This is a genomic window from Nocardia sp. NPDC059195, assembly GCF_042754695.1.
In the GTDB taxonomy this organism is placed as follows: Bacteria; Actinomycetota; Actinomycetes; order Mycobacteriales; family Mycobacteriaceae; genus Nocardia.
On the sequence record NZ_JBHZBG010000032.1, the window covers coordinates 63,039 to 79,211 of the forward strand.

The window sequence follows — 16,173 nt, forward strand, 5'->3', positions numbered from 1 at the left end:
GCGGCGGGACCCGCCACCGAAGCGCGGGCCGCCGCGGTGCTCACGCGTGGTTACCGCGAGCCGGTGCGGACCGCGCATCGGCTGCCTTGCGCCGCAGGAACGTCGTCGGCTGACCGGGCCACGGCGCGTCGGCGGCGCGCATCGACACCCCGCCCGCCCGCGCCGCGGCATAAGCGAGCACGCCGGCGACCGCGGTCGCGTTCACGATCTCCCCCGCGAGCGCGGCTCGCACCGCCTCGTCGAGCGGCATCCGCACCAGTTCCAGGTCCGCTTCCTCGTGCTCGGGATCGGGCCGGTCGGTGGCGCTGAGACCGGTCGCGAAGAACACCCGAAGCGCCTCGTCGGTGAAGCCCGGCGACAAGGCCACATCCACCAGCACCGACCACTGCGCGGCGGCGAGGCCCGTCTCCTCGGCCAGCTCACGCTTGGCCGCGGTGAGCGGGTCCTCACCCTCGATATCGAGCAGCCCGGCAGGCAGTTCCAGCAGCCGGGTACCGATCGGATGCCGATACTGCCGGATCAGCACCACATTGCCGTCGTCGTCGAGCGCGAGCACCGCGACAGCACCGTGATGCTCGATGACCTCACGCTCGGCGACGCGCCCGTCCGGCATCCTGACCTGATCCTGACGCAAGGCCAGGATCGCGCCGCTGTAGAGCACCCGGCTCGACACCGTCTCGAAGTCGTGACTACCGGGCTCGCTCATGCGTTCCTATCGCCGATTTTCCTAGGCTTCCGCGGCCTGCTCCGCGAGCTCTTCCTCCGGGAAGTCTACGGGAAGGCGTTCGGCCAGTTTGTATTTCAACGCGGCGTTGATCAGCGCCGCGAACAGCGGATGCGGCCGGGTCGGACGGCTCTTGAGCTCCGGATGCGCCTGGGTGGCGACGAAGAACGGATGCACCGAAGCCGGGTATTCGACGAACTCCACCAGGTGCCCGTCGGGCGAGGTGCCGGAGAAGACCAGCCCGCTCTTGGCGATGGCGGCGCGGTAGGAGTTGTTCACCTCGAACCGGTGCCGGTGCCGCTCGGACACGTTCTCGGTGCCGTACGCCTGCGCGACGACCGAGCCCTTCTTCAAGGTCGCGGGGTAGGCACCCAGGCGCATGGTGCCACCCAGATCGGCTTCACCAGCGACGACGTCTTCCTGATCGGCCATGGTCGAGATCACCGGGTTCTTGGTCTCGGGCTCGAATTCCGCCGAGTTCGCGTCGGCGATACCGACCGAACGCGCCGCCTCGATAACCACACACTGCAGACCGAGGCACAGGCCGAGCAGCGGGATACCACGGTGGCGGGCGTAGCCGATCGCGCCGAGCTTGCCCTCGATACCGCGAATACCGAATCCACCGGGGATCAGCACGGCGTCGACATCACGCAGCGCCGCGATGGCACCGGCTTCGGTTTCGCACTCGTCCGAGGGCACCCAGCGGATGTTCACCTTGGCACGATGCGCGAAACCACCCGCACGCAGCGCCTCGGTCACCGACAGGTAGGCATCGGGCAGATCGACGTACTTGCCGACCAGCGCCACCTCGACGGTCTCGCGCGGGGAATGCACGCGATCGAGCAGATCACCCCACACCGCCCAATCCACGTCGCGGAACGGCAGCCCGAGCTTGCGCACCACATAGGCATCGAGGCCCTCGCTGTGCAGCACCTTCGGGATGTCGTAGATCGACGGCGCGTCCGGCGTGGAAATGCACGCCTCCACATCGACGTCACACATCAACGCGATCTTGTTCTTGAGACCCTGCGGCACCTCACGGTCACAACGCAGGATCAGCGCGTCGGGCTGGATACCGATATTGCGCAGCGCGGCCACCGAATGCTGGGTCGGCTTGGTCTTGAGCTCACCCGAGGGCGCCAGATACGGCACCAGCGACACATGCAGGAAGAACACATTGTCGCGACCCACATCGTGACGGATCTGGCGGGCCGCCTCGAGGAACGGCTGCGACTCGATGTCACCGACGGTGCCACCGATCTCGGTGATCACCACATCCGGCACATGCCCCTCGAGATCAGGACCCTGCATCGCCAGGATGCGATTCTTGATCTCATCGGTGATATGCGGAATGACCTGCACCGTATCGCCCAGATACTCGCCGCGACGCTCCTTGGCGATCACCGTCGAATAGATCTGGCCCGTGGTCACGTTCGCGTCCATCGTGAGATCGCGATCGAGGAAACGTTCGTAGTGACCCACGTCCAGGTCGGTCTCGGCGCCGTCTTCGGTGACGAACACCTCGCCGTGCTGGAACGGGTTCATGGTGCCCGGATCGACATTGAGATACGGGTCGAGCTTCTGCATCGTCACCCGCATGCCGCGCGCGGTCAGGAGCTGACCGAGGCTGGAGGCGGTGAGACCCTTACCCAATGAGGAGGCGACGCCACCGCTCACGAAGATGTGCTTGGTGGCATTCTTAGCCTGATTCCGTTGATGACCCACGGACCACCACTGTACCGCTAGTCCGCCTCTCCGCGTATTTTGCCGGTCGTTTGCGGGCCCGCGTGTTGGTTTGCCGGGCCTGCGGAGAGGGGTTCGAGACTTCTGGACGTGCCCGGTGAGTTACCCATGTTCTTGCGAGATCAGGAGTTCTGTCCTGAGTGCGAGTCGCGGGAGCTCGCGTCGGGAAGGTGGTGAGGTTCTCAATCAGCGGGGCATGGCTACCAGAGTGAGGGAGGTCGCTGATGTGCCTGTTCCGTAGCGGCCTGCGCCGCCGGTGAGTTGTTCTGTCAGGGCGAGTGTTGTTGTTACTCGGCCTATTTCGCGGTCTACGTTGTCGACTGTCGTGACTGTTGTTGACAGGGGGGCCTGGGCTCTTACGGTGGCTATGGCGGCGTTGTTCTCGGCGGCGCCTGCGCGGCCTGCTAGGACTGTTCCCGCGGCTCTTGCTCGGAGGGCGCCGGTGAAGCGGGCGATAGTCGCGCCCTGGCCGGTGTCGGGTTCGACACCGTTGCCGGTGATGACCACGGCTAGTTGCGCGGGTCTCGTCGGGGGGTCGGTGTAGGTGAGGAAGTCGCCGCCTCGGAGGGTTTCGAGGATGAGGGACAGTTCCTGGGGGGTGCTGCGGGGGTGGTTGGTTGTGGGGTCTTGGAGCAGGGCAAGGCCGAGGAGGTCGCCTGCGAGGCTGCCCTGGTCTACGGCGCCGGTGTTCAGTTGAGCGCCCGCGGGGACGATGTTGGTCAGGGTGGAGCGCATGCGGTCGCCCTCCCCCGCGTCGACGAAAGACTCGGTGAGGGCGATACGGCCGGTCACTGTGGCGCCTGCTGTCCGCAGGGACTCGCTCACGCCGTCGATATCGGCGGGGTCGGCGTCGGGGGTGGTGAGGACGACGACCGTGCGGTCGGCCAGGGTGCCGTTCAGGATTCGGGCTGCCGAGCCCGCGATGAACTGGTCGGCGGCGTCGAGACGGGCGGCGAGTTGGGCGTTCTGGGTGGTCAGCGCGTCTACCTGGGTGTTCAGGTCGGTTTTGTCCGACCGCAGGCCCGCGAGCATGTCGCCGGCGAGGGTGTGTGAACCGAGCACCACCCCGACCGCGAGCGCGAGGAAGATCGCCGCGATCGAGATGGCGTGCTGACGCAGCGAGATCACAGCAGACCACGCACCCACAGGACGAAGCTGTTCCAGTACTCGATCGCCCAGTCCAGTACCTCGGAGCCGTTGCGCGAGGCCAAGATCACCACCACGATCGCCACGAGCGCGGCCAGCACCACCAGCGCCAACGCGGCACCGGCGGAACGGTGGCGGTACAGGGTCGACACCGCGTTCGCGTCCACCAGTTTCGCGCCGACCTTCAACCGGGTCAGGAAGGTGGCCGGGTTGCTGTCACGACGACCACGGTCGAAGAAATCCTCGAGCGACGCGGGGGCGCCCGCCAGCACGATGAGTGACGCGCCGTGATGATCGGCGAGCATCAGTGCCAGGTCGGTCGGCGAACCCGAGGACGGGAACGTGGTGGCACCGATGCCGAGATCCTGGATCCGCTCCAGCCCCTTCGCGTGCCCGTCGGTGTCGGCGGGCAGGATCATCTCGGCGCCGGATTTCAATGTCTCCGTGCTGATTTCGTCGGGATCGCCGACGATCAGGTCGGGCGTGTATTTGAGCTTGCGCAACGTGTCGGCGCCGCTGCCGACACCGATCAGGATCGGCGCGTACTCCTTGATGAACGGCTTGAGACGCTGCAACTCCGCGAGATGGCCGGAGCCGTCGGCGATCACGACCACATGCCGGTTACGCATGTTCAGCTCGATATCGGGCACCCCGACACCGTCGATCAGCAGTGCGCTCTCGGTGCGCACGAATTCGGTGGTGTTGCCCGCGAACGCGTCGAGGTGGTCGGCAAGACCGTTGCGCGCCTCGATCATCCGGTCGGCGATGGCCGACTCGTCGAACTCGATGCCCTCGACCAGAACCTCGGGTTCCTTCTTGGTCAGCTTGTCGGCGTAGACGATGCCGGCGTCGATGCGAACCTTGGCGCCGTCCTTGATCCTGCCGAACGCGTCGGAGGACACCGTGTCCATCAGCACGATCCCGTTGGCCACCAACACTTCCGGTCCCAGATTGGGATACCGCCCGGAAATCGACGGGGAGGTGTTGATCACCGCGAGCACCCCCGCCTCGACCAGCCGGTCGGCGGTGTGGCGGTCCAGGTCGGTCTGGTCGAGGACGACCACATCCCCCGGCCCGACCCGCCTCAGCAATCGCCCGGTATCGCGATCCACCCGGGCGATCCCGGCGACACCGGGCAACGTTTCCGTGTTCCGTGACAACAACGCCGGCATCTTCATGGGGCCGATGATGAAGCGAAACCCTCAACCTTTGGTGGAGGCGCGCCGAACCACCGCTCGCATTCGTCACTGTGACCGATCGACGCCACCGCTACCGAGTTCACGGGCCTGAGACCACGGTCGCCGATCCTGGTCGGCTTTCGGCGTCCACAGCTCGATCAACGCCCCGATCACGACGCTCGCCCGGAGCGGAGCGGTTGAGCGCTACCGGCCATTGAGCACAATCTGCACCAGGAGTTCGAGCTGGTCTGTGATGCGATCAAGGGGTTGGGTGCTGCGTTGCGCGCGACACATCGCCACGCTTCCTTCGACGGCGGCGATGATCAAGGTGGCGGTGCGTTCCGCGTCGGGCCGCTCGGCACCGTGTGCGCACAACGACATCGCGAGCAGTTCGGCCCACTTCACGAAGGCCGCCGCTGCCGCTTCGCGAGGAGCCCCCTCGGCATCCGGCGAGTCTTCGATGGAGACTGCGAGGACGGGACAGCCCGCATGGAAGTCAGTGTCCACCACGATCTTCCGCCACATGCGAAGAAAGGCGTTCAGCCCGTCGACGGGACCATTGCCGAGCTCACGCTCCAGCACCGACGCGGTTAGGTCGCCCGCGTAGGTGACCGCCTCGGTGGCCAGTTGCGTTTTGCCGCCGGGGAAGTAGTGATAGGTCGACCCCAACGGCGCGCCCGCGTGTTTCGCTAGATCGCGCACGCTCGTAGCACCGAGGCCGCGGCGACGGATCAGGTCGGCGGCACCCACCACCAGCTTCTGGCGCGAATCCGGAGAATCCGCTGGTTTGCTCGGCACGCTCACCTCCCTGGCTATAACAACCGTCATATAGTAGCGTTCCATAATTATAACGAGCGTCATAAGATGTCCGACCCCGCCCGAAGGAGCGCATCATGCCGATGATTCATCTGACCAGCCCCGCCGGGGCGCTGGCCGCCGAGGCGCGCGCCGAGTTGATGAAGTCGCTGCCCGCGGCGCTGCTGAAATGGGAAGGCGCGCCCGACAACGCGTTCTTCCGCGCACAGGCTTGGTGCCGCATCGAGGAGGTCGCCGACGGCGGCTTCGCGGCACTCGAAGACGAGCTCGCCCGGTTCCTGGTGAAAGTGACAGTTCCGGCGGGTGGACTCTCGGAGCGCCGCAAAGCCGGACTCGTCAAGGAGGTCACCGACCTGATCCTCGCCGCGGCAGGCCTCACCGAAGCTGATGCCCTGCGCGTGTGGGTGCTCGTCCACGACCAGCCCGAGGGCACCTGGGGCGCGGCGGGCACCATAGTGAAGTTCCAGGAACTCGCCGCACTCGCGCAGGGGCGGCGCGCGGATGCGTGAGCTGCAGTTCATCCGCACCGGACACCTGGAGTGGCGGGAACGCCCGACCCCGGTGCTCCAGGATTCGCGCGACGCGCTGGTGCGTCCATTTGTCGCTGGGCGCTGCGACGGCGACACGATGCCGATCCACCGCCACGTCTCGCGGGCAATGCAACTCGGCCTGCGAACCGGACTGATCGATCCGGCGGTCGCGAGTGTTTGCGGGCCGGTCCCGTTCCAGGGGCCGTTCGCGATCGGGCATGAGTGCGTCGCCGAGGTGATCGAGGTCGGCGCCGACATCACCACGCTGCGCCGTGGTGATGTGGTCGTGGTCCCGTGGTCGGTGTCGTGCGGCGACTGCCGCGAATGCCTCAGGGGGCTCACCGCGAAGTGCACCACCACCCGCACCTCGACGCTGGCGGCCTTCGGGTTCGGACCGGCGAGCGGTTCCTGGGGCGGCATGGTCGCCGACCTGCTGCGCATCCCTTTCGCGGACCACATGCTCGTGCCGGTTCCCGCCGGCGTCGACCCCGTCCGGGTAGCGGCAGCTAGCGATAACCTCGCCGACGCCTGGCGTTGCGTCGTCCCGCCGCTGCGGCACCGCCCGGGAGGCAAGGTCCTCGTCCTCGGCGGTGCCGCACAGAGCATCGGACTGTATGCGGCAGGTCTCGCGGTCCGGCACGGAGCGGAGGTCGTCGACTATGTCGACCACCGGCCCGAACGACTCGCAATCGCCGAAAAGCTCGGCGCCCGAGCATCTGCTGCGGCTTCGAAGCGCCGTCTGCGGCACTCCGATATCCCGCGCGGCGACTACGACATCGCCGTGGAGGGCACATCGACGGCCACCGGTGTCGATCTCGCCCTGCGCTCGCTTGCTCCGGGCGGGTTCTGCCAGCCCGTCGGCTATTACCTACCGCCGGGCACCAAGGTTCCACTCATGCACATGTACGCCAACGACGCCACCTTGAAGATCGGCGTCTCCAACGTACGACCGGTCCTGCCCGAACTCCTAGATTTCCTTGCGCGACAAGACTTCCCAGCCGAGCTGGTTACCACTCTCACCGCCGACTGGGAGGACGCACCCCAGGCCTACACGGCCCACACCACCAAACTGGTCCTGCGCCGTGACCGTGTCCACACCGCCGAAACGAATCAGGGATAGGACGCACCGCACCACGGCGGCCAGATCGGAACGGTCGCGACAACTACCCGTATGCTCCGGGTCACAGATATTTCGGACAGGAGACACATACATGGCACGCAGCACCGTCGAGACGGTTTTCGACGCACCTCGCGACATCGTCTACCGCCTCTTTACCGAGCGTGAGAGCGTCAGCCCGTACCTGCCGGTCCAGGTCAAGCTCGTCAAAGCGGGCGATCCGGCCACCGGCGTCGGTGCCCAGCACGTGCTCGGCTTCGGCAAGGCAGGCGTCACCGAGGAGATCACCGCGCTGGTCCCCGGCGAGCGAATGGAATACAAGATCGTCAAGGGTGCGCCGGTCAAGCGCCATGTCGGCATCATCACCTTCGCCGATACCAGTGAGGGCGGCACCCGCGTGGTGTACACGATGGAGTCCGAGCCGTCGCTGCCCGTGCCCGCGCCGGTGCTCGAGTTCGGCCTGCGTCAGCTGACCAACCAGCTCATCGGCGGCGTGCGCAAAGCCCTGCGGTAATCCTGGAGCGCTGGCGCGCTCGAGTTCGCGACCCCGCCGGTCCCGCAGTTGCGGCGCATGCGCTTCGAGCCCGCAACTGCGAGACGGCCGCGAACCGCCGCTGCGTCGCGGGCCCTCCTCGAGGTCGGGTCGTGCCGGGCGGGGAATGCCGTCATGACGGACTCGGAGCTGCGGGGATCGCTGGTTCAGGCAGGTAGCCGTTCAGCTCGCGCGGTTTCGAGTAGTTCTTCCGCGTGCGCACGGCCGGTCTCGGTGTCGTCGAGACCCGCGAGCATGCGTGCCAGTTCCACTACTCGTTCGTCGTCGGTCAGCGTGCGAACACCGCTGTCCACCTTGCCTTTTCCGTCGTCGGACTTGTTCACCACCAGGTGGGTGTCGGCGAAGGCCGCTACCTGTGGAAGGTGGGTCACGACGATGACCTGGTGGGTGCGGGCCAGGCGCGCCAATCGTTTGCCGATCTCCACCGCGGCCCGGCCACCGACACCGGCGTCGACCTCGTCGAACACCATGGTCGCGCCGTGATCGGACCCGGCGAGCACCACCTCGAGTGCGAGCATCACCCGCGAGAGTTCACCGCCGGAAGCGCTCTTGCTCAACGGCAGCGACTGCGCGCCGGAATGCGCGGAGAGCCGGAATTCCACTTCATCGCAGCCGTTGGACCCGGCATGTAGCTGCACCCCGCCGATCTCGAGCGGCGCCGAATCCTGGGCACTGGCCGGTAGCGGACGGACTTGGACTTCCAAGCGCGCCTTGCCCATCGCCAGGCCACCGAGCTCGGTACTCACCGCGCTCGCCAGCTTGCCCGCCGACTTGGCGCGCGCGGCACTGAGTTTGCGTGCCGCTTCCCGCACCTTGCCCGCGGCGGTCTCGACCTCGTCGGCCAGCTTGGCCAGCGCGTCCTCGGACACATCGAGCGAATCCAGGCGCGAGCGCGACTCGTCGGCCCACGCGATCACGCCGTCGATATCGGACGCGTATTTACGAGTCAGGGATTTGAGCTCGGCCTGACGGTTGAGCATCGAGTCCAGCGCACTGGGATCGGACGGCAATTCCGACAGATAGCTGCTGAGTTCGGTGGCCACGTCGACCACCACCGCGATCGCCTCGCCCAGACGTGGAGCCAGCGCGGCCAGCGCTGGGTCGTCGGCGGAATCCAGGCGGGCGCGGGCACCACCGAGCAGATCGAGCACGCCACCGCCGTCGGCCGGTGCGTCGGTCGGACCAGACAGTGACTCGTGCGCGGCGACGCCGGCCTCGCGCAACGAATCGAGATCGCTGAGCCTGCGGATCTCGGCGACCAGGCGGGTGTCCTCACCGGGTTCGGGCGCGATGCCGTCGATTTCGGTGAGCGAATACTTGAGTCGATCGGCCTCTAGCGCCAATTCCCTACTGTGCGCGGTGCGTTCGAGTAGTTCGGTGCGCGCGTCCAGCCAGGACCGACGGTGCACTTGATACTTGCGCAGCAGTCCCGCGACGCCGTCGCCGGCGAATTGGTCGAGTGCCGACAGTTGCTGTTCTGGCCGCTGCAACCGCAACTGGTCGTTTTGTCCGTGCACGGTCAGCAGCCGGGAGGTGAACTCGCCGAGCACCGCGGCGGGCACCCCGCGCCCACCCAGGTGTGCGCGCGAGCGTCCGTCGCTGTTGACGGTGCGGACCGCGATCACGCTGCCGTCCTCGTCGGCTTCGGCGCCCGCCGATTCCAGCACTTCCCCGACCGCCGCGCGCGCTGCCTCGTTCACGTCGTCGACGACGAAACGGCCCTCCACCACGGCTTTCGCCGCGCCGAGGCGTACTCGACCCGCGTCAGCGCGAGCACCACTGAGCAGGTGCAGGCTGGTGACAACCATGGTCTTGCCCGCACCGGTCTCGCCGGTGAGCACGGTCAGACCGGCATGGAACTGTGCGGTGGCCGTCGAGATGACACCGAGTCCGTCAATCCTGATCTCTGTCAGCATCAGTGCTCTTCCGTTCGCTGTCTGCCCCGCCAGCCGGTGACCGGCAGCCGGAACTTGCGCACCATCCGGTCGGCGAAGGGCGCCGAATCGAGCCGCACCCAACGTACCGGCCGTTCGCCGCGCACCACTTCGGCGCGGCCGCCACGCGGTAACGCGAGAGTGCGCCTGCCGTCGAGGAACACGATCGCATCGTGCCCGGTCGCCACGGTTTCCACCGCGATGAGCGATTCCGGGCTGGTCACCAGTGGCCGCGCGAACAATGCGTGGGCGTTGCTCGGGATCACCAACATCGCCTCGAGTTCGGGCCACACCACCGGCCCGCCCGCCGAGAACGCGTAGGCGGTCGACCCGGTGGGGGTGGAAATGAGGATGCCGTCGCAGCCGAACGCCGAGACGGGCCGCCCGTCCACTTCGAGCACCACTTCCAGCACACCCATCCGCTGCGCGTTCTCGAGGCTGGCCTCGTTGAGCGCCCAGCCACGTTCGACGATCGTGTCGTCGACGCGCACGGTGACGTCGATGGTCATCCGGTCTTCCACCTGGTAGTCGCGATCGACCACCTGCGAGAGTGCCTCGTCGAGGTTCTCGGCCTCGGCTTCGGTGAGAAAGCCGATGCGGCCCAGGTTGATTCCGAGCACCGGCACGCCCGCGGGCCTGCCGAGTTCGGCCGCGCGCAGGAAGGTGCCGTCACCGCCGAGGGCGAGCACCATCTCACAGCCCTGCGCCGCGGACGGGCTGTGCGGCACCACGCGTACCGGGTACCCGGCTTCGTCGGAGAACCGGGTGCTGTCGGCCTCGTCGGCCAGCACCCGCAGGCAGATGCCCGCTTCGGCGAAGATCTTCGCCACCCGGTGCGCGGTCTCGATGATTTCCGCGCGGCCGGGATGGGCGACGAGCAGGATCTCCCTGCCGCCGGCGTGCGTACTCACTGCGGACCCTCCTCGACAGCGTGCGCGACCAGCGCCCGCACCTGTTCGGCGTCGTAGTCGAACGGGCCGACCTTGCGCAGCCACAGGAAGTACTCGACATTGCCCGACGGACCCGGCAGCGGACTGGCGACCACACCAAGGGTGCGCAGTCCGAGCGCGGCCGCGGCGTTGGCCACCTCGCACACCACTTCGGTTCGCAACGCCGGGTCACGCACCACCCCGCCCGAGCCGACGCGGTCTTTGCCGACCTCGAACTGTGGTTTCACCATCGGCAGCAGATCAGCACCGTCGGCCGCGCAGGCAGCCAAGGCAGGCAGCACGAGCCCGAGCGAAATGAACGACAGGTCGCCGACGACGATTTCGACTGTGCCGCTGATGGATTCGGGGGTGATGTTGCGCACGTTGGTGCGGTCGAACACCCGGACCCGGTCGTCGTTCTGCAGTCGCCAGATCAGTTGGCCGTAGCCGACGTCGACCGCGACCACTTCGCGCGCGCCCTTGTTGAGCAGCACATCGGTGAACCCGCCGGTCGACGCGCCCGCGTCCAGACACCGCTTACCCGCGATGCTGAGCCCCTCGGGTTCGAACGCCTCGAGTGCGCCGAGCAGTTTGTGCGCACCACGCGAGGCCCACGACACCTCGTCGGGTTCTTCCCGCACGATCAGCGGGGTTCCCGTCTCCACGGCCGTCGCGGGTTTCACGGCGACAGTTCCGGCAATCAGGACGCGGCCCGCGCTGATCAGTTCGACCGCGTGTTCTCGCGATCGCGCCAATCCGCGGCGAACCAGTTCAGCGTCCACGCGCGCTCGCCTGGCCACCTCAGATCTTGTCCACTGTCGCCAGCGCGTCCACCAGGACGTCGTGCGCCTGCTCGAGGATGCGCGCACGGCGGGTGATGTCGGCACCGGTCTCGGTGTTCTCCGCCGGGCTCACGGCGGGACGCGGGCCGAGCTCGGCGAGCAGTGCATCGACGTCGGCCTTGATCCTGCTCGGATCGGCCGGTTCCTGAGGTGCCGGGACGCCGGGCAGGTGAGCGCCCGGCACGGGAATCCCGGGCCGGGGTGGCTGTGGCGCGCCGTTCGGCGGTGAACTCGCAGTACTCATCGTGACGTCAACGCTATCGGATTTCCGAATCGGCCGCGCGCACCCGTACCGCCCGGCCGGGATACTGTCGCAACAGTTCCGCGATGTCCGCAGGAGCGGCGGGCTCGGCCACGACGGCGTCGTTGAGGGCGTCGAGGGTGGCGGCGATGAAGGTAGGGATCCGGGCTGCGGGTGCGCCGATCACCTCGTCGAGCGTGCTGACTCCGGTCAGCACCAGCAGCGAGTCGAGGCCGAGGCCGTTGGCGCCCTCGATATCGGTGTCGAGACGGTCGCCGACAACCAGGGCGCGCCGGGTGCCCGCTCGCTCGATAGCGTCTTCCATCAGCGGCGCGTAGGGCTTGCCCGCGACGAGGGGTTCACGATCGGAGGCGGTGGCAAGGGCAGCGACCATCGAGCCGTTGCCAGGGGCGAGGCCACGCTCGTTGGGCAGGGTGCGGTCGGTATTGGCGGCGATCCACAGCGCGTCGGCGCGTAAGGCGTAGGCGGCTTCGGCGAGGTCGGGCCACGCGGTTGTCGGCGAGTGGCCTTGCACGACCGCGGCCGGTGGGGTGTCGCCGAACCGGCGGATGGGGTCGAGGCCGACGGCCTTCACCTCCGCGGCCAGATCGTCGGTTCCGACGACGAGCACCCTGTCACCGGGGCTCAGCCGTTCGGACAGCATGCGGGCGGCGGCTTGCGCACTGGTCACCACGTCAGCTGCGGTGGCCGGGTAGCCGAGCTCGTCCAGGTGGTGCGCCACGGCACCGGGGCCGCGCGCGGCGTTGTTGGTGACGTAGACCAAACGTTGGGCCGAAGCACCGTCCGGTACAAGCGCTGTGGGAGCGCCTTCGATGACCTCGGGTCCGCGGTACAGCGTTCCGTCCAGGTCGAGCAGCAAAGCGTCATATTGATCGCGCAGCCGGTTCATCCACCCTCACTCCGTCGTCACTGCCGGGTCGAACACATCCGCGACCCTAAGCGTAGGCACCGACAGCTTCGGTTCTCCTCGGCTGTCGAATAGCGCTCGCACCCTTCATGATCGAGCATGTGGCACGTGTTCGGGCGCAGTGTGCCTGGTTCCACGTCGAAGTCCCGCGCGTCGCGGACGGGATCATCGACCGATGTTGATGGCACTCAGCGGTTCCCGCGTGGCCATACCGGACCACTGTTCGGCGCAGAGCCGAGGGCGTCGGATGGTCCATGGGACCGCCCGCTTACTCACACCTGCTTGTTCGACAGGGCCCGCCCGAACACGCTCCAGCATGAAGAAGGCCGCAGGCCGGGAACCTCATGAAGGTCCCCTGCCTGCGGCCGTGTGCTGTCTACTGCGCGTCGCCGGTGAGTTCGGTTGCCCGTTCCTCGGCATCGGTTTCGTCGTCGAGATCGGCGGCCGCGGCATTGAGGAACCACTGCAGACCGTCATCGGTCCGACCTGCCGCCACCAATGCATCGGCGTAGGCGTAGAACAGCCGCGCGGCGGCGGAACCGGTGCGCGACGGATCCAGATCGGAAGCCTGCAGCGTCACCACGGCCTGGTCGAACTGACCCAGATCCATTCTGGCGCCTGCGACCACCATGCGCAGCTCGGCGGCTTCGTCACCGGTGAGCGTCTGCGCTTCCTCGCTGCGACCGAGCTCGATGGCCCGTTCCGGCCTGCCGAGACCGCGCTCGCAGTCCGCCATCACCGCGAGCAGCCCGGCACCGCCCGACATGCGCCGTGCGGTCCGCAGCTCCGACAGTGCCTCGGCCCACTCCTCGGCGTGGTAGGCCACCACACCGGCGGTCTCACGAACCACCGCGATGCGGCCCGCACGCTGCCGCGCGGCCCGAGCGTGTGCCAGGGCCAGGCGCGGGTCGTCTTCGAGCAGCTCGACGGCCATCACCATGTGCCGGGCCACCGAATCGGCGTTGTTCTTGTCCAGGCTCAGCAGGTCGCGGCGCACGGCCGGATCCAGATCGGAAGCCTGCACGTCCTCGGGCAGATCGGGCTCCTCGGGACGAGCCGCACGGCGATCATCCGGGCGGCCACCCGCAGCACGAGCACCTTCACCGCCACGTCGGCGATCATCGCCGCCGAAGTCACCGGACCGCCCCGCACCACCGGAGGCCGCGCCGCTACGCGGGCGGTCGTCACGGTCCGAACGAACACCGCGATCAGCGAATCCACGCCGCTCGCCGCGATCGGAGTCGGCGCGGGCACGATCGTCACGATCCGACCCGCTGGAACGGTCGTCTCGATCGGCTCCCCGCGAGCGGTCGTCGCGGTCCGACTCGGTACGGACACGGTCGTCACGATCGACGCTATGCGGGCTTTCGTCACGGTCCGAGGCGCGCTCACCGTCGACCGCGGTACGCGACTGGTCGTCAAGATCCGAGGCGCCACGCGAACTGTCGTCGCGATCTGCGTCATGCAAGCTTTCGTCGCGATCTGCGGTACGAGACCGGTCGTCGAGATACGAGTCACCGCGCGTGCGGCCGTTATCCGACTCGTCACGGGGAAGATCGTCGCGATCCGTGCCACGGTGACGGTCGTCCGCGCCACCATCGGCGGTCGCACCTTCAGCGGTCGTGTTGTCGACGTCGGCTACCCGAGCCGCACTCGGCTCCGGGCGCTCGGTCGCTGCGTCCTCGGACTGCTCAGTGGACCCTGCCGACTTGTCGCTCGCTGCTTCGGAGGTGTTGTCCGATGCGCCGGCCGAGACCGTGCTGTCGCGGGGTTCGATGGTCGACTCTTCGATATCGGAAGCAGCCGCTGCCGAGACGACGCCGAGCACATCACTTTCGCGCTCAGTGCGCTTCTCACGGTAGGTGCCGTTGAGCGGCTTGCCGTCCTCGCCGACAAACCGTCCCTGACCGCCACCAGCGCGGGTATCTCGCTTGAAGCCGCCGCGACCACGATCGTCGTCCCGTCGGGGCCCGCGATCGTCGTCGCGACGCGGGTAGCCGCCCTTGTTGCTGTCGTCACGACGCGGGTAACCACCCTTGTCGTCGCGCTTGGGGTAACCGCCACGATCCGAAACACCGCGCGAGCGATCGTCGCTGTCACTGCGACGGAAGCCACCACGGTCACTGCCGCGATCGGAGCTGCCGCGCGAACGGTCGCCGCCTTCGCCGCGACGGAACCCCCCGCCCGAACCGCCACGGGGACGATCGTCATTGTTGCCGCGGTATCCACCACGATCACCGCCGCGATCGAATCCACCGGCAGAACGGTCGCCGCCTTCATGACGCTTGAATCCACCACGATCGCCGGAGCCGCCACGACCGGCGTCATCGCGGCGCTGGTAACCGCCACGTTCGCCGCTGTCGCTGCGCTGGTAACCGCCACGATCGCCACTGTCGCCGCGCTTGAATCCACCGCGATCGTCGTCACGCTTGGGGTAGCCGCCGCGACCAGCGTCGTCGCGCTTGGGGTAGCCACCCTTGTTGCTGTCGTCGCGACGCTGGTAGCCACCGCGATCGGAGGAGCCGCCACGATCCGAACCACCGCGCGGACGGTCGTCGTTGTTGCCGCGGTATCCACCACGGTCACCGCCGCGGTCGAAACCACCGGACGGACGGTCACTGCCACGATCGTCACGCTTGAATCCACCGCGGTCGCCGGAGCCGCCACGACCGGCGTCATCGCGGCGCTGGTAGCCGCCACGGTCGCCACTGTCGCTGCGCTTGAATCCACCGCGATCGTTGTCGTCACGTTTCTGGTAGCCGCCGCGATCGTTGTCGTCGCGCCGCTGGTAGCCACCGCGACCGGCATCGTCGCGCTTGGGGTAGCCACCCTTGTTGCTGTCGTCGCGACGCTGGTAGCCACCGCGATCGGAGGAGCCGCCACGATCCGAACCACCGCGCGGACGGTCGTCGTTGTTGCCGCGGTATCCACCACGATCATTGGAGCTGCTACGACCGGCGTCATCGCGGCGCGGATAGCCGCCACGGTCGCCACTGTCATTGCGCTTGAATCCACCCCGATCGGAGCTGCCACGATCGGAACCACCACGACCGGCGCTGCTTCCTCGGCCGGCGTCGTCACGACGGAATCCGCCGCCTTCGCCACGGCCAGAGCCGCGATTGTCACCGTGTCCGCCGCGGGGGCGATCGGTCGGTTCGCCTCGCCGGCCGAAACCGGGGGCGTCTCCGTCCCGGCGGAAAGGCTTCCGTCCGTCGTTGTGTTCCGACACGGCGATCCCTCTCTAGGTTCCCCGGCCTCCGGGGAGTGTTGACATGGCCCCGCCACTAAGAATTCAACCACGGACGAAGGACGGGGCATCGTCCGCCTGGCGTACCGAACTCGTATCGAGTCCACAAACGCCGATAGGGGACCCAAATAAGGGTCCCCTATCGCGAAGGATGTTCCGGCAGTGTCCTACTCTCCCACACCCTGTCGAGTGCAGTACCATCGGCGCAGGTGGCCTTAGCTTCCGGGTTCGGAATGGGACCGGGC

General features: G+C 67.6%; 15 protein-coding genes and 1 rRNA gene. 4 read left to right on the top strand and 12 right to left on the bottom strand.

The features are described 5' to 3' along the window. Positions 1 to 40 precede the first annotated feature (40 nt). The 5 genes from ACFXKN_RS28850 to ACFXKN_RS28870 all read right to left on the bottom strand — a co-directional run bounded on the left by ACFXKN_RS28850 (position 41) and on the right by ACFXKN_RS28870 (position 5,589). A complete protein-coding gene (locus ACFXKN_RS28850; RefSeq protein WP_379434193.1) occupies positions 41 to 706 on the bottom strand; it encodes an NUDIX domain-containing protein in 666 nt (221 codons plus the stop codon). Between the two features lie 21 nt (positions 707 to 727). Next, positions 728 to 2,449 (bottom strand): CTP synthase, encoded by a 1,722-nt coding sequence (locus ACFXKN_RS28855; protein ID WP_379434194.1) that lies wholly within the window; start codon positions 2,447 to 2,449, stop codon positions 728 to 730. A gap of 204 nt (positions 2,450 to 2,653) precedes the next feature. Beyond that, positions 2,654 to 3,595 (bottom strand): copper transporter, encoded by a 942-nt coding sequence (locus ACFXKN_RS28860; protein WP_378973022.1) that lies wholly within the window; start codon positions 3,593 to 3,595, stop codon positions 2,654 to 2,656. Continuing rightward, entirely contained in the window at positions 3,592 to 4,791 is a 1,200-nt protein-coding gene (gene steA, locus ACFXKN_RS28865; protein WP_378972703.1) for a putative cytokinetic ring protein SteA, read from the bottom strand. Before steA ends, ACFXKN_RS28860 begins: the two co-directional genes overlap by 4 nt. 204 nt (positions 4,792 to 4,995) lie before the next feature. Continuing rightward, the gene (locus ACFXKN_RS28870) at positions 4,996 to 5,589 is read right to left on the bottom strand and encodes a TetR/AcrR family transcriptional regulator (RefSeq protein WP_378972685.1); all 594 of its coding nucleotides are present in this window, start codon (positions 5,587 to 5,589) and stop codon (positions 4,996 to 4,998) included. A gap of 95 nt (positions 5,590 to 5,684) precedes the next feature. Between ACFXKN_RS28870 and ACFXKN_RS28875 the strand changes: the two genes are divergently transcribed. The 3 genes from ACFXKN_RS28875 (at position 5,685) to ACFXKN_RS28885 (ending at position 7,768) form a co-directional block, all read left to right on the top strand. Next, on the top strand, positions 5,685 to 6,116 hold the full coding sequence (locus tag ACFXKN_RS28875) for a 4-oxalocrotonate tautomerase family protein (RefSeq protein ID WP_378972680.1): 432 nt from the start codon (positions 5,685 to 5,687) through the stop codon (positions 6,114 to 6,116). Beyond that, positions 6,109 to 7,257 (top strand): zinc-binding dehydrogenase, encoded by a 1,149-nt coding sequence (locus ACFXKN_RS28880; RefSeq protein WP_378972675.1) that lies wholly within the window; start codon positions 6,109 to 6,111, stop codon positions 7,255 to 7,257. The genes ACFXKN_RS28875 and ACFXKN_RS28880 overlap by 8 nt, the downstream gene beginning before the upstream one ends. Before the next feature lie 91 nt (positions 7,258 to 7,348). After that, entirely contained in the window at positions 7,349 to 7,768 is a 420-nt protein-coding gene (locus tag ACFXKN_RS28885) for an SRPBCC family protein (protein ID WP_378972671.1), read from the top strand. A 185-nt stretch (positions 7,769 to 7,953) separates the two neighbouring features. Here ACFXKN_RS28885 and recN read toward each other — a convergent pair whose 3' ends face one another. The 6 genes from recN to ACFXKN_RS28915 all read right to left on the bottom strand — a co-directional run bounded on the left by recN (position 7,954) and on the right by ACFXKN_RS28915 (position 14,149). Continuing rightward, positions 7,954 to 9,723: a DNA repair protein RecN gene (recN, locus tag ACFXKN_RS28890; RefSeq protein ID WP_378972666.1), complete on the bottom strand. Its 1,770-nt coding sequence runs from the start codon at positions 9,721 to 9,723 to the stop codon at positions 7,954 to 7,956. Further along, complete coding sequence (locus ACFXKN_RS28895; RefSeq protein ID WP_378972661.1) at positions 9,723 to 10,652, bottom strand: NAD kinase; 930 nt, start codon at positions 10,650 to 10,652, stop codon at positions 9,723 to 9,725. Before ACFXKN_RS28895 ends, recN begins: the two co-directional genes overlap by 1 nt. Next, entirely contained in the window at positions 10,649 to 11,470 is an 822-nt protein-coding gene (locus ACFXKN_RS28900; RefSeq protein WP_378972657.1) for a TlyA family RNA methyltransferase, read from the bottom strand. The genes ACFXKN_RS28895 and ACFXKN_RS28900 overlap by 4 nt, the downstream gene beginning before the upstream one ends. Before the next feature lies 1 nt (position 11,471). Beyond that, positions 11,472 to 11,756 carry a hypothetical protein gene (locus ACFXKN_RS28905; RefSeq protein ID WP_378972647.1) on the bottom strand — a complete coding sequence of 95 codons (285 nt, stop codon included), beginning with the start codon at positions 11,754 to 11,756 and terminating at the stop codon, positions 11,472 to 11,474. Positions 11,757 to 11,769: 13 nt separating this feature from the next. Further along, complete coding sequence (locus tag ACFXKN_RS28910) at positions 11,770 to 12,663, bottom strand: HAD-IIA family hydrolase (protein ID WP_378972641.1); 894 nt, start codon at positions 12,661 to 12,663, stop codon at positions 11,770 to 11,772. Between the two features lie 394 nt (positions 12,664 to 13,057). Beyond that, a complete protein-coding gene (locus ACFXKN_RS28915; protein ID WP_378973013.1) occupies positions 13,058 to 14,149 on the bottom strand; it encodes a hypothetical protein in 1,092 nt (363 codons plus the stop codon). On the opposite strand from ACFXKN_RS28915, the gene ACFXKN_RS28920 reads away from it, so the two are divergent. Continuing rightward, a complete protein-coding gene (locus ACFXKN_RS28920; protein ID WP_379434195.1) occupies positions 14,039 to 15,952 on the top strand; it encodes a hypothetical protein in 1,914 nt (637 codons plus the stop codon). The genes ACFXKN_RS28915 and ACFXKN_RS28920 overlap by 111 nt on opposite strands. Positions 15,953 to 16,082: 130 nt before the next feature. Here the strand turns inward: ACFXKN_RS28920 and rrf are convergent. Further along, a 5S ribosomal RNA gene (gene rrf / locus ACFXKN_RS28925) occupies positions 16,083 to 16,173 on the bottom strand; the annotation flags it as partial.

Coding starts and splice junctions, on each gene's coding strand:
- ACFXKN_RS28850 (WP_379434193.1), bottom strand. CDS start 706: ATGAGCGAGCCCGGTAGTCACGACTTCGAGACGGTGTCGAGCCGGGTG.
- steA (WP_378972703.1), bottom strand. CDS start 4,791: ATGAAGATGCCGGCGTTGTTGTCACGGAACACGGAAACGTTGCCCGGT.
- ACFXKN_RS28875 (WP_378972680.1), top strand. CDS start 5,685: ATGCCGATGATTCATCTGACCAGCCCCGCCGGGGCGCTGGCCGCCGAG.
- ACFXKN_RS28880 (WP_378972675.1), top strand. CDS start 6,109: ATGCGTGAGCTGCAGTTCATCCGCACCGGACACCTGGAGTGGCGGGAA.
- ACFXKN_RS28885 (WP_378972671.1), top strand. CDS start 7,349: ATGGCACGCAGCACCGTCGAGACGGTTTTCGACGCACCTCGCGACATC.
- recN (WP_378972666.1), bottom strand. CDS start 9,723: ATGCTGACAGAGATCAGGATTGACGGACTCGGTGTCATCTCGACGGCC.
- ACFXKN_RS28905 (WP_378972647.1), bottom strand. CDS start 11,756: ATGAGTACTGCGAGTTCACCGCCGAACGGCGCGCCACAGCCACCCCGG.
- ACFXKN_RS28910 (WP_378972641.1), bottom strand. CDS start 12,663: ATGAACCGGCTGCGCGATCAATATGACGCTTTGCTGCTCGACCTGGAC.
- ACFXKN_RS28920 (WP_379434195.1), top strand. CDS start 14,039: ATGCGGGCTTTCGTCACGGTCCGAGGCGCGCTCACCGTCGACCGCGGT.